General features: G+C 38.4%; 12 protein-coding genes. 9 read left to right on the top strand and 3 right to left on the bottom strand.

Features of this window, described 5'->3' with window-relative positions; all coding sequences use genetic code 11:
• Nucleotides 1–140: 140 nt before the first annotated feature.
• On the bottom strand, nt 141–872 hold the full coding sequence (locus U9M49_RS11675) for an RsfA family transcriptional regulator (RefSeq protein ID WP_095371537.1): 732 nt from the start codon (nt 870–872) through the stop codon (nt 141–143).
• A gap of 356 nt (nt 873–1228) precedes the next feature.
• Between U9M49_RS11675 and U9M49_RS11670 the strand changes: the two genes are divergently transcribed.
• The 3 genes from U9M49_RS11670 to U9M49_RS11660 all read left to right on the top strand — a co-directional run bounded on the left by U9M49_RS11670 (nt 1229) and on the right by U9M49_RS11660 (nt 4322).
• Nucleotides 1229–2530 carry an HD domain-containing protein gene (locus U9M49_RS11670; protein WP_095371539.1) on the top strand — a complete coding sequence of 434 codons (1302 nt, stop codon included), beginning with the start codon at nt 1229–1231 and terminating at the stop codon, nt 2528–2530.
• Nucleotides 2531–2575: 45 nt separating this feature from the next.
• Nucleotides 2576–3088 (top strand): YwgA family protein, encoded by a 513-nt coding sequence (locus U9M49_RS11665; RefSeq protein WP_095371540.1) that lies wholly within the window; start codon nt 2576–2578, stop codon nt 3086–3088.
• Between the two features lie 127 nt (nt 3089–3215).
• A complete protein-coding gene (locus U9M49_RS11660; protein ID WP_322909849.1) occupies nt 3216–4322 on the top strand; it encodes a hypothetical protein in 1107 nt (368 codons plus the stop codon).
• A gap of 404 nt (nt 4323–4726) precedes the next feature.
• Here the strand turns inward: U9M49_RS11660 and U9M49_RS11655 are convergent, their stop codons facing one another.
• Complete coding sequence (locus U9M49_RS11655; protein WP_095371543.1) at nt 4727–4912, bottom strand: 2-hydroxymuconate tautomerase; 186 nt, start codon at nt 4910–4912, stop codon at nt 4727–4729.
• 222 nt (nt 4913–5134) lie between these two features.
• On the opposite strand from U9M49_RS11655, the gene U9M49_RS11650 reads away from it, so the two are divergent.
• Together U9M49_RS11650 and U9M49_RS11645 are read left to right on the top strand one after the other, a co-directional pair.
• Complete coding sequence (locus tag U9M49_RS11650) at nt 5135–5791, top strand: site-2 protease family protein (protein WP_322909848.1); 657 nt, start codon at nt 5135–5137, stop codon at nt 5789–5791.
• An 18-nt stretch (nt 5792–5809) separates the two neighbouring features.
• On the top strand, nt 5810–6316 hold the full coding sequence (locus U9M49_RS11645; RefSeq protein ID WP_095371545.1) for a YwhD family protein: 507 nt from the start codon (nt 5810–5812) through the stop codon (nt 6314–6316).
• A gap of 195 nt (nt 6317–6511) precedes the next feature.
• Here U9M49_RS11645 and U9M49_RS11640 read toward each other — a convergent pair whose 3' ends face one another.
• Nucleotides 6512–8590 carry a transglycosylase domain-containing protein gene (locus U9M49_RS11640; RefSeq protein ID WP_307316562.1) on the bottom strand — a complete coding sequence of 693 codons (2079 nt, stop codon included), beginning with the start codon at nt 8588–8590 and terminating at the stop codon, nt 6512–6514.
• Between the two features lie 397 nt (nt 8591–8987).
• Here U9M49_RS11640 and speE point away from each other — a divergent pair, with 397 nt between their 5' ends.
• The 4 genes from speE to argS all read left to right on the top strand — a co-directional run bounded on the left by speE (nt 8988) and on the right by argS (nt 13084).
• On the top strand, nt 8988–9815 hold the full coding sequence (speE, locus tag U9M49_RS11635) for a spermidine synthase (RefSeq protein WP_322909847.1): 828 nt from the start codon (nt 8988–8990) through the stop codon (nt 9813–9815).
• A 12-nt stretch (nt 9816–9827) separates the two neighbouring features.
• Nucleotides 9828–10700 (top strand): agmatinase, encoded by an 873-nt coding sequence (speB, locus tag U9M49_RS11630; RefSeq protein ID WP_095371548.1) that lies wholly within the window; start codon nt 9828–9830, stop codon nt 10698–10700.
• Between the two features lie 272 nt (nt 10701–10972).
• Entirely contained in the window at nt 10973–11413 is a 441-nt protein-coding gene (locus tag U9M49_RS11625) for a DUF1934 domain-containing protein (protein WP_233435184.1), read from the top strand.
• Complete coding sequence (argS, locus tag U9M49_RS11620) at nt 11414–13084, top strand: arginine--tRNA ligase (RefSeq protein ID WP_322909846.1); 1671 nt, start codon at nt 11414–11416, stop codon at nt 13082–13084.
• Nucleotides 13085–13182 lie beyond the last annotated feature (98 nt).

Below are 13182 nucleotides of genomic sequence, written 5' to 3'. Positions count from 1 at the left end.
CACTGGTGGAGGGCCTATCAAATGTACGAATAAATCTTAATCTAGTAAGTCACGCTAAATAGAAAATAACTGAGTAAGCTGGTTCAGCCTTTTACTCAGTTATTTTTGTATGTGTTTGTGGTAAACCACAGTCTAATCATTTATTCTGCTAGTTTTTCTAAATTGCCATTACGATCCATTTTGAATTTAGTGGCGGTTCTTTCCTCATCATCTAAAATCGCTAATTTTCGAGCACGGTTCATAATATTCATTAATGTCTCGTAATCTTCTTGGATAGTGACACTATTCTGCTCTAGCTTGCTTACTCTTGCCGCTAATTCTTGGTTTCTAGCCTTTAAAGAAGCATTCTCGCGCTTAAGTCTTTCATTCTCATTTTTTAAGATATCCAGTTTAATACTTGAGTGACTTAATGATTCAAGGTATTGAATGACACTTGCCATCGTCATATTAGATGATGAAGTTTCCTCCGTTTTGAATACAGGTGTCTTCACTTCTTCAGTAGGAGCCGCATTAGGTGTTGTGACTTCAGGTTCTTCAAATAGCAAATCATTCATCGGCTCCATCGCTGTTTCTACGTCATCTAATGTAGGAACTGGTGGTGAATATAATAGTTTTTTCTTTCCACCTTGCTCTTTGCCAAGCATTCTTTGTCGTTGCTTTCGTTGTTTTTTTGCTAGTTGAAGGGCTTTTTCATATTGGTGCCGTACAACTGCATTCCAGCGAAACCCGCAAGCTGCTGATGTGCGATTCAACTTATCTCCAACTTCTTCAAATGCATTTAATTGCGTACTACCTTCACGGACATGCCTTAAAACCGTTTCTGCTAATAATAAATCATTTTCCTCTGACCATGCATCTTGACGTACTTTCATGATCTCAACTCCCTAAATTTTTATAATAGTTAAGCTTTAGCAATAGGATTGTCAAGAATACAAGGTTTTATACATTCTATGTTTGAAAGGATAGTAGAAGATGGTTTCTAATAGATACGTATGGTAAATCATGTTAAAAATGTCGAAAAAAATTCTCATTTCGCCAAAAAACAACTAGGACAGGGGTTCGTATGTGCAGGAGAGGTTGGTCTATTACATTCGGGGGGTGAAACAAGAGAAAGAGAAAGATATAATAGGGGAAGTAAAAAAAAACTGATGAAGAGCAATCAAATGTTTAAAGGTAAAAAAAGAAGTTAATATATTGGTTATGTCTATATAAAAAGGGAGGTGTCATGATGTCATATGCGACAGAAAAATTAACTGAAGAAAAGGTATTTAAAGATCCTGTTCACCGTTATATTCACGTGAAAGATCGTCTTATCTGGGATTTGATTGGTACTAAAGAATTCCAACGTCTAAGAAGGATTAAACAATTAGGAACAACCTTTCTTACCTTTCACGGAGCGGAACATAGCCGATTTAATCATTCGCTTGGTGTCTATGAAATTGTTAGGCGAATTGTCGATGATGTCTTCAAAGGACGTCCAGAGTGGAATGATGACGATCGTTTATTAACCCTTTGTGCAGCATTGTTACATGATTTAGGTCATGGGCCGTTCTCGCATTCTTTTGAAAAGGTATTTGGCTTAGATCATGAAAATTTTACAAAGAAAATTATTCTCAGTAACACAGAAGTCAACAATGTGTTAAGAAGAGTAAGTGATGATTTTCCAAAAAAAGTAGAAGAAATAATTGCGAAAACGTCTAAAAACAAATTAGTTATCAGTTTAATCTCTAGTCAAATTGATGCCGACCGGATGGATTACTTACAAAGAGATGCCTATTTTACAGGCGTGAGTTATGGTCATTTTGATATGGAACGTATTTTACGAGTGATGAGGCCAAGGGAAGACCAGGTTGTGATTAAACAAAGTGGCATGCATGCTGTTGAGGATTACATAATGAGTCGATACCAAATGTATTGGCAAGTGTATTTTCACCCTGTAACGAGAAGTGCAGAGGTGATCTTAACAAAAATACTCCATAGGGCAAAGGCTCTATATGAAGAATCTTATCAGTTCAAACAAGCCCCTGCTCATTTTTATTCTTTATTTAAAGGCGAAATAACGGTGGATGATTACATTCATCTGGATGAATCAATTGTTCTATACTATTTCCAAATGTGGCAGTGGGAAGAAGATGAGATTTTAAGTGATTTAGCGCAACGTTTCTTAGACCGTCATCTCTTTAAGTATGTTGAATTTGACCCAGCCAAGGAATATAAGAAACTGTCAGAGCTGTCTATCTTATTTTTAAAAGCGGGAATTGACCCTGAATATTACTTAGTTGTCGATTCTTCCTCTGATTTACCTTATGATTTTTATCGACCGGGTGAAGAAGAGGAGCGTTTACCGATTCATTTATTATCGAAAAATGGAGAGGTAAGGGAATTATCTCGGGAATCATCGATTGTTGATGCTATCTCAGGTAAAAGAAGGACCGATCATAAATTATACTATCCTGCCAATCTCCTTCATGATGAAGGGCCACATAAAGAGATTAAGAAACAAATACGAAAATTACTAGACTTAGAATAAAAAAGTTCGAATGGAACGTAATAAATAATTAGGAGATGAATCAATGTGCTGAAAGACCATGCAAAAATCATTCATGCCATTGCTGCCTCGGATGAAATTGTCGGCCGTAAAAAGCTACAAAAAATGATTTACATTGCAAAAAAAATCAATTACCCTTTTCATGAGAAATTTGCCTTTCACTTTTATGGACCTTATTCAGAAGAACTCACTCTTCGTATTGAAGAGCTATGCAATATGGGATTCTTGAATGAAATTAAAGAAAAAAAAGGTGGATACTATCAATATCGTTATACACTAACCGAATCGGGAACAGAATTTCTAGAATTAAATGAAGTAAGTATGCCTCATTTAAAAGACTGTCTCGTTGATATGAATGGCCAATCAGCAAGATTTCTAGAGCTAGTATCCACTGTCTTATACTTCGAGGAACTGCCTAAAGAAGAAGTAAAGGAAAAGATCTTCACGCTCAAAAGCAAACAACGATATACAGAAGAAGAGATTAACCAAGCTTATCACTATATCGATGCCTTAAATACAAAAGCCGCTATCCTATCATAGGAGCGGTCTTTTTAATATTGAGGTTGTTCATATATATGCTCGTGTGAAAATGATATTGCGTGCCTTAATCGGTAATATGAACTGAGTGCTTCTGTTTTGATGGATTAGAGTTTGTGAGTCACTCAAGTTGAGCAAAGAGAATGAGCGCTTCGTAAATGAAGTTTGTGAGTCACTCAAGTTGAGCAAAGAGAATGAGCGCTTCGCAAATGAAGTTTGCGAGTCACTCAAGGTGAGCAAAGAGAATGAGCGCTTCGCAAATGAAGTTTGTGAGTCACTCAAGTTGAGCAAAGAGAATGAGCGCTTCGCAAAAGAAGTTTGCAAGTCACTCAAGTTGAGCAAAGAGAATGAGCGCTTCGCAAATGAAGTTTGCGAGTCACTCAAGTTGAGCAAAGAGAATGAGCGCTTCGCAAAAGAAGTTTGTGAGTCACTCAAGTTAAGAAAAGAGAATGAGCGCTTCGCAAAAGAAGTTTGTGAGTCACTCAAGGTAAGAAAAGGAACTGAGCGCTTCGCAAAAGAAGTTTGTGAGTCACTCGAGTTGAGCAAAGAGAATGAGCGCTTCGCAAAAGAAGTATGCGATTCACTCAAGTTGAGCAAAGAGAATGAGTGCTTCGCAAAAGAAGTTTGTGAGTCACTCAAGTTGAGCAAAGAGAATGAGCGATTCGCAAAAGAAGTTTGTGAGTCACTCAAGTTGAGCAAAGAGAATGAGTGCTTCACAAATGAAGTTCGCGAGTCACTCAAGTTGAGAAAAGAGAATGAGTGCTTCACAAATGAAGCTCGCGAGTCCCTCAAGTTGAGAAAAGAGACTGAGCGCTTCGCAAAAGAAGTTCGCAAGTCCCTCAAGTTGAGCAAAGAGAATGAGTGCTTCACAAATGAAGTTCGCGAGTCCCTCAGTAAGAGAAAAGGAACTGAGCGCTTCGCAAAAGAAGTTTGTGAGTCACTCAAGGTAAGAAAAGGAACTGAGCGCTTCGCAAAAGAAGTTTGTGAGTCACTCAAGTTGAGCAAAGAGAATGAGTGCTTCACAAATGAAGTTCGCGAGTCACTCAAGTTGAGCAAAGAGAATGAGCGCTTCACAAATGAAGCTTGCGAGTCACTCAAGTTGAGCAAAGAGAATGAGCGCTTTGTAAATGAAGTTTGTGAGTCACTCAGGTTGAGCAAAGAGAATGAGTGCTTCACAAATGAAGTTCGCGAGTCACTCAGAAAGAAAAATGGAGATGAGAGCACAACTAAACCGTAAATATACACATATCTCATGCTGTATTTTTACGCTCTTACGATTTATAGTTATACACGCATAAAATTTAATTTGTTCCGGCTTCTACTCACCCTGGGAAGTTTCTTTTCTTGTCTGAAAAGAAAACGTTGTATTTCCCTCAGAATTGGGTAGTTCTCTTAAATCTAATGGGATCCGGAAAGGAACGTTACAAAAAAAGGTGGCAGAGCCAAAGTTTGATTGGATTCGGCCGAAAATGAGTCAAAAAAAGGAAGCGAGAGGGAATTTTGATATGAAGACCCTAGGCAAAATCAATAATAGTGTACAAGAACAATAGAGAATCCTACATTAAGGGATTCACCAAAAAAAATAACCGGCACCAATGAATAACTAACATTGTCAGTGCCGATATATTTTAATCTTGTATTTTATTGGTCGCTCAGACGCTTGCCACCAACAGCGTAATGGTTCTTGCTCATTTCTTCGATAAATACAGTGATTTTTTCATTTGGAGCACCTGTTGTTTCGCTCACGGCTACTGTGACTTTTTCTACGAGTGCTTTCTTTTGATCTTCTGTACGTCCTTCAAGCATTTTAACAGTTACGTATGGCATAAGTTCTTCCTCCTAAATGAATTCGCGCTGTTTCTGAACAACGATTATTTTAAGTTTTCCATATTTTCTTCATTTAGACAAGCAAATTTATAGTAGCGCATGATTTCCTTATTGCAGGAATGATGCGTTATACTTTAATATGTATGACAAAGATAAGGTTTACATATGGTTAATGAAAAGGTATAAAACACTCATTCATGAGTTAAAAAAGGGGATTAAAGTGTGGAACAATTCTTAGCCTATCCACTTAGGGATATTCCCTATGTAGCTATCACGTTAATTATTGCCTTCACTCTTCATGAGCTTGCCCATGCGTGGGTCGCCTATAAATTTGGTGATCCCACGGCAAAAAATCAAGGCAGATTGACGTTGAATCCCATTAGTCATTTAGATCCGATTGGGACACTCTTAATTTTTATAGCGGGTTTTGGGTGGGCGAAACCAGTCCCTGTTAACCGCTTCTTTTTTAAAAATCCGAGGCTTGCTGGTGTATGCGTTTCTTTAGCTGGTCCATTGAGTAATTTTGTTTTGGCTACATTTGCTTTAGGTTTATGGTATTGGTTAATTGGAAATGGTTATACAGTGCCGGAGTCGTTGCTCGCGTTTCTCAATATTTTTATTGGTCTAAATATGCTTCTTTTCATATTTAATTTAATCCCTTTGCCGCCTTTAGATGGCTATCGGGTGATTGCAGATTTAGTACCAAATGATTGGCGAGCGAAGATGACGTCAATTGAGAATTATGGAGGTCTTATTTTTCTCATCCTTGTGATTACACCGCTCAGCCAATATACGATTAGCCCTATCCTGAATACATTACTTCCAGCGATTATGGAAAACCTAAGCGCATTCTTTTATACATTATTTGTGAGATCATAGATGAAGGAGGAGTTTCAAATGGCAGAGAATAAGAAAAAAATGGAGTTTAATATTATTAAAAGTGACCCAACTGAGGGGCATGGTGGATTCGGGGCCGGTGCTTTTAGTTTAGATAATGTTTCGCCGGTTATTATAGATGTCAATGAAAAAGAGGCTTCAATCGAGGTTGGGGCAATGCATGCCCGCAGCCCACAAGAAAAAGGCATTAAGTTTTTAAAAACAAAAGAAGAAGTCCCTAATGGTAAGCCATACTGGTTAATCTGGGTAACGGTAGAACGTGGGGCAGAAGGTACGTATTATGCGGGTGTAACAGCTTGTGAGTTTACAGTTGATCGATCAATTAGAAGAGGGTATAAGTCACTTCCTGAACATGTGAATCGAATGGATAAATCAATTAAAGGTCAAGTGATCGTGGATCATATGGATGTTTCTTCTAAAGAAGTATTAGCTAAATTCCTACAAGATTATGATGCAGGTATGTGGGAGAGATCATCAGAACAACTAAAAACAGATTTGCAAGCATAAGAGACAAATTCAGCCATAATTGTGGCGTATTTGTGACAGTTTATTGAAGGAATTTACAAAGTATTGCTTCAAGTGGATAAAAAAAGTAAACTTAATATTAGTGCAAAGCACTGTATAGAACTAGGACACGAAAAACCTCGACAGCTACTGTCGAGGTTTTTCATTATTTCTACTATTGTCATGTTTGTGTGCGAATTATGAAGTCCATGGTAATATCTTCTTGTACCAAGGCTTTTTTTCCTTAGGGGCTGGCTCTTTCTCTTTTTGTTTTTCCTCTGCTTGGTATTCAGGCAGGTGAAGCGAACAGTATTCAGTTGGTTCGGTTCCCTTAATAAAGTAGGTAAAACGTTTGACAGGGCAATTTTCTGTTGCTAGTTTGCCAGTGGAAGGTTCAACATAAACGCCTATTGTATTTTTTGTTGGTGTGAACTGGCGGATTGGTAGGTCCTGGTGCGCATCTTCCATATAATTCCCCCAAATTTCCTTTGCAAACGCCTTTTCCTTCACAAGGTCGATCGTTTGATTATCATCGTAACCTGTCCATACAGCAGTAACGAGCTGGGGAGAGAATCCAGCCATCCAGCTATCAGTCTCCGTCGAACCAGATTTTGCTGCGTATGGTCTTGTGAGTTGATTGCTAATAGTAGATCCAGTCACACTAGCATATCCATTTAATGTCTGATCAAAAATGCCCGTCATCATCTCTGTTACGACAAAAGCTGTATCCTCATCTAATACTTGCTCATGTGACCCCTTAGCCTCGTAAAGGACATCGCCTTTATAATCCTCAACTCTTGTTATAAAAACAGGGTCAGTACGCTTCCCACCATTAGCTAACATGCTGTATGCATTGGCAAGCTCTGTTACTCTTAATCCGGATGTACCCAGGGCGAGTGAAGGGACTTTGGCCATCTTAGACTGAATACCAAAATCTTTAGCGGTCTTAACGAGTGTTTCTTCACCTAAAAAAAGGTGGGTTTTCACAGCATATATATTATCCGAGAGCGCTAGTGCCTGCGCCATTGTTATATCCCCATCTGCATACTTATTATTATAATTATGAGGTGCATATGTTGATTGTCCATCGTCAAACCGAAAAGTAGTAGGTTTGCTCATTACTGTTGATGCTGGTGTAAATCCTTGTTTAATGGCCGCGTAATATAAAAGGGGCTTCATCGTAGATCCAGGCTGTCTAATCGCTTGTAAAGCTCTATTAAATGAGCTCTCTTCATAATCTGTTCCTCCAACCATGGCTTCTACATGTCCATTTTTAGGATTCATTGATACAAGCCCGACTTGCATTGAAGTATCTTCTGTCATCACTTCTTCAATTGTTTTCTCTGCTATCTCTTGTTTTTGGCGATCTAGTGTTGTGTAAACTCGTAATCCACCAAGTTCAATCATTCTTTCATCAAGGTCTAATTGGGATTTTAGTACGGCTTTGACTGCATCTTGAAAGTAGGGGGCAACAGTGTTCACGTAATATTGATGCTCACCAACGAAAGTAAGCTCTTCATTGAAAGCATTTGCCATTTCCTTTTTCGTAATATATTGATTCCCTACCATAGAAGTTAAGATTAACTTTTGCCTTTGTTTCGCTTTCTCAAATGAGGCAAGAGGTGAATAGGCACTTGGTCCTTTTGGAATACCTGCGAGCATAGCGGATTCGGCTAAAGTTAAATCAGCTGCATCTTTTCCAAAATAAAACTGACTAGCTGCTTGTGCACCGTAAGCCCTGTTACCGTAATAGATTGTATTTAAATAGCCTTCTAGTATTTGCTCTTTTGTGTAACTCATTTCTATTCTTAGGGTATAAAACGCTTCTTTTATTTTCCTTGTCCACGTTTTATCTTGATCGAGAAAGAGGTTTTTAGCGTATTGCTGACTAATAGTACTCGCACCTTGTACCTTTGCCATTGCTTTGAGGTCTGCCAGCAAGGCGCCAGCAATTCTTTTATAATCAAAGCCATGATGTTCATAAAAACTCTGATCCTCAATCGCGATCGTCGCATGAATTAAGTCTGGGGAAATATCAGTAATATCTGCCCAATACCTTTTCTCCCCTGTGTGACTTTCACCAATAATAGACTCGTCACTTGCCATATATAAAGTGGATTGTGGTACGGCAAGTGGTGGTGGACCTAAAATTTTGGCATAAATGAAAATACCGATGAGCAGGCAGACCATTAACGCTAAACCTATTAAGCTACAAATGACGAGTGCTCGCAAATATTTACCTGCATTTCTAAAGCGCTGATTTGTCATGATTTCCACATATACCACCCCCATTTTAATGTGCTTCGTTTACATATAGTATTGAAAACTATAGGGTATTTTAAACATGCATATTTGTGATTACACGAATATCTAAAGTCTGCATGAAAACCCCCCGATTGGGTCAAACATGAATAGTAGAGAGAGCCAGGTCAGCAAACATCTACATCGGTTCAATCATATAGCTGAAACGCCAAAGACTGTTCCGATTTCACAATGAATGAGTGCGAAGATTCTATTAGCCCACTCCTCTTTTTAGCGGGTATCTGCTTTTTAACAAAATTTTCACTTGCAATTTTGCTAGAATCCTCTATACTTTTCTCATGTTTGTCATTTTGCTTTTCGGGAACGATAAGGTTAAATGAGGCACTTTTTTAATAGAAAGGATTGAAGAATAATGAGCATTTGGTTTACTGAAAAACAAACAGAGAACTTCGGTATCACGATGAAGGTGAATCGAACTTTACATACGGAACAGACAGATTTTCAAAAGCTAGACATGGTAGAAACAGAAGAGTGGGGCAATATGCTTCTTCTTGATGATATGGTCATGACTTCTGTGAAGGATGAGTTTGTTTATCATGAAATGGTCGCTCATGTGCCTTTATTTACTCACCCAAACCCTGAGAATATCCTCGTTGTCGGTGGTGGAGACGGAGGCGTTATTCGTGAAGTGTTAAAGCACCCTAGCGTGAAAAAGGCGACACTTGTAGATATTGATGGGAAGGTTATTGAATTCTCGAAAAAATACTTGCCAGAAATTGCAGGAAAGCTTGAAGACCCGCGTGTAGAAGTAAAAGTGGGCGACGGCTTCATGCATATTGCTGAAAGTGAAAACGAATATGACGTTATTATGGTCGATTCAACAGAACCAGTGGGTCCGGCAGTTAACTTATTTACTAAAGGTTTCTATGCAGGTATTGCTAAAGCATTGAAGGAAGATGGTTTATTCGTAGCGCAGTCAGATAATCCGTGGTTTAAAGCAGACTTAATCCGCAATGTTCAAAAGGATGTAAAAGAAATTTTCCCAATTACACGTCTGTATGTGGCGAATATCCCTACTTATCCTAGTGGATTATGGGCATTCACTATCGGTTCGAAAAAGCACGATCCACTAAAAGTGGAAGAAGAGCGTTTCCACGAAATTGAGACGAAATATTATACAAAAGAACTACATCAGGCTGCATTTGTACTACCGAAATTTGTTAAAGATTTAGTGGAATAAGGAGGGCTCTCTATGCGTTTTGATGAAGCTTATTCAGGAAATGTGTTTATTAAAAGTCATCCGCATTATGAAGACAGCAGTGCTGTAATTTATGGGATGCCAATGGACTGGACAGTTAGTTATCGTCCGGGTTCAAGATTCGGCCCAACAAGAATAAGAGAAGTATCCATCGGCCTTGAAGAGTATAGTCCTTATTTAGATCGAGATCTAGAAGAAGTGAAATTTTTCGATGCAGGAGATATTCCATTACCATTTGGAAACCCGCAAAAAAGTATCGATATGATAGAGGAATACATTGACGGACTACTTGCAGATAATAAATTCCCTATTGGTATGGGTGGGGAGCATTTAGTTAGCTGGCCAGTCATAAAGGCGATGTATAAGAAATACCCTGACTTAGCGATTATCCATATGGATGCACATACAGATTTACGAGATGATTACGAAGGCGAACCACTTTCTCATAGCACACCAATCAAGAAAGCGGCTAATCTCATTGGTCCAACAAACGTCTATTCATTTGGGATTCGTTCTGGTATGAAAGAAGAGTTTCAATGGGCTAAAGAAGTAGGGATGCATATTTCTAAATTTGAAGTATTAGCACCTTTGAAGGAAGTTTTGCCACAATTAGCTGGTCGTCCTGTCTATGTGACAATTGACATCGATGTCCTTGATCCTGCACATGCGCCGGGTACAGGTACTGTTGATGCTGGAGGCATTACTTCTAAGGAGCTTTTAGCCTCTATTCATGAAATTGCTCGTGCCAATGTGAATGTGGTTGGCTGTGACCTAGTTGAAGTGGCACCCATTTATGACCCTTCAGAACAAACTGCGAATACAGCTAGTAAGCTTATTCGTGAAATGATTTTAGGTTGGGTGAAATAAATTGATGATGCGAACAAATTCTATTATAGGAGAATTTGTTCGTTTTTTATTTGGTTTTGTGTGATATCTGGTGTTTAGTTCAAAAATACAAACTACGTGAAAAGCTTTATCATACGCTTTTCATCAGAAAAGTTCTGTGGATGCCCGTGGTATACTAGTTGTCAAAGTTGTTGTTGTATAATTATTCATGACTGGAAGATAACATTAATTTGTTTTATACTAATAAGGTTATAGAAATTTCGTTTGAAACGGTATAAAAGGATGTGGAGGGATTGTCGAAAGTTTTAGATGATCAAATTCCTGTAAAAATAAATGTGAAAACGACCATCCATGATGGGAATAGTAAGGATACTTTTGAATTAACGGCGGCTGGTCGATACTATAAAAAAGGAAATGCCAGATATCTTCAATATGAAGAAGAGATGGATGTAGGCATGGTGAAAACCATTGTAAAAATGACTGAGGATGACGGTTTAATCTTACGAAGTGGTTCGATAAAAATGCGCTTGCCATTTAAAATGCATCAGTCTTTAAGAGGTAATTATACGACCCCATATGGTGTATTTAATTTAAAAACTTTAACGAAGAGAATGGTGCATGAGTTTAAAGAAGAGACAAACATTGGCTCTATTGATTTGATGTATGATTTAAACATGCAAGGATCTAAAGCAGGAACCTATCATCTAACCATTGCATTTGAGGAGGAAAACTGAGTGAATATCGTTGAACAGGTGCAACAAAATCTGAAACAAGAAATTAAACAAGCGGTCATAAAAGCTGGCTTAGCTGAAGAGGGACAAATTCCTGATGTTATTCTAGAAATACCAAAAGACAAAACGCATGGTGATTATTCTACAAATATGGCGATGCAACTTGCAAGAGTGGCAAAAAAAGCGCCAAAAATGATTGCTGAAGATATCATTACTCACTTTGATCAATCAAAAGCTTCGATTGAAAAGATGGAAATCGCTGGGCCAGGATTTCTGAATTTTTACATGGATAATCGTTATTTAACGAACTTAATTCCTACCGTGTTAGAAGCAGATGAAGCCTACGGTCAAACAAATGTAGGTAATGGCACAAAAGTTCAAGTAGAGTTCGTATCTGCTAATCCAACAGGTGATCTACACCTAGGCCATGCGCGTGGGGCAGCTGTTGGTGATTCATTATCCAACATTCTAGCGAAGGCAGGCTATGATGTTACGCGTGAATACTATATTAACGATGCCGGCAACCAAATTAATAATCTCGCTTATTCTGTAGAAGCCCGTTATTTCCAAGCATTAGGTATGGAAAAGGAGATGCCGCAAGACGGTTATCATGGGGAAGATATTATTAATATCGGTAAAACACTTGCTAAAGAACATGGTAATGAGTATGTCGATTACGATGCCCAAGAGCGTTTTGACACTTTCCGTGAGTATGGTTTGAAATATGAAATGGAAAAATTAAAAAATGACTTGGAAGATTTCCGTGTTCCTTATGATGTATGGTATTCAGAGACTTCACTTTATCATAATGGAAAAATCGACCGTGCATTGGAAGCATTAAAAGAAAATGGTCATATATACGAAGAAGATGGTGCGACATGGTTCCGCTCTACTACTTTTGGTGATGACAAAGATCGTGTTTTGATTAAAAATGACGGCTCCTATACGTATTTAACGCCAGATATTGCTTATCATAAAGATAAATTAGAGCGTGGCTTTGAGAAAATTATTAACGTTTGGGGTGCAGACCATCATGGTTATATACCGCGTATGAAAGCTGCCATTCAAGCACTTGGCTATAGTAAAGAAGCCCTTGAAGTTGAAATTATTCAGCTCGTTCATTTATATAAAGATGGCGAGAAAATGAAAATGAGTAAACGTACAGGTAAAGCAGTAACCATGCGTGATCTTGTAGAGGAAGTCGGTTTAGATGCGACTCGTTATTTCTTCGCGATGAGAAGTGCGGACACTCATTTAGATTTTGATTTAGATCTAGCTGTATCACAGTCTAACGAGAACCCAGTATATTATGCACAATACGCACATGCGCGTATTTCAAGCATCTTAAGACAAGGTGAAGAACAAGGGTTAGTTCTTGACGCCCAAGCTGACTTATCATTAATCGGAGCAGAAAAAGAACTAGATGTATTGAAGAAAATTGGCGAATTTCCACAAGCAGTAGGTGAAGCTGCTGAAAAGCGCATGCCTCATCGAATTACCAATTATATCTTTGACTTAGCATCTACTTTCCATAGCTTCTATAATGCTGAAAAAGTTTTAGATAGCGATCAGCCTGAAAAGTCAAAAGCAAGACTAGCACTAATTAAAGCGGTACAAACAACATTGAAAAATGCATTAGCGTTAATCGGTGTGTCAGCTCCTGAAAAAATGTAAGAGACGTACAGCAAGCGCCCCACTCGTGTAGTGGGCGCTTTTTTTCTTGAAATAGAATTAAATTCACAAAGAGTAGTAATGGAGAAGAATTGCGCGTA

The organism is Cytobacillus sp. OWB-43, from assembly GCF_034651445.1.
Taxonomy (GTDB): domain Bacteria; phylum Bacillota; class Bacilli; order Bacillales; family Cytobacillaceae; genus Cytobacillus; species Cytobacillus kochii.
Note: the sequence above shows the minus strand (reverse complement) of the source record. Positions and strands in the feature narration are given on the sequence as shown.

Bases quoted from the DNA above. Each gene is read 5' to 3' on its own strand.
- speB (WP_095371548.1), top strand. From the start codon at position 9,828: ATGCGTTTTGATGAAGCTTATTCAGGAAATGTGTTTATTAAAAGTCAT.
- U9M49_RS11670 (WP_095371539.1), top strand. From the start codon at position 1,229: ATGTCATATGCGACAGAAAAATTAACTGAAGAAAAGGTATTTAAAGAT.
- U9M49_RS11645 (WP_095371545.1), top strand. From the start codon at position 5,810: ATGGCAGAGAATAAGAAAAAAATGGAGTTTAATATTATTAAAAGTGAC.
- speE (WP_322909847.1), top strand. From the start codon at position 8,988: ATGAGCATTTGGTTTACTGAAAAACAAACAGAGAACTTCGGTATCACG.
- U9M49_RS11655 (WP_095371543.1), bottom strand. From the start codon at position 4,912: ATGCCATACGTAACTGTTAAAATGCTTGAAGGACGTACAGAAGATCAA.
- U9M49_RS11675 (WP_095371537.1), bottom strand. From the start codon at position 872: ATGAAAGTACGTCAAGATGCATGGTCAGAGGAAAATGATTTATTATTA.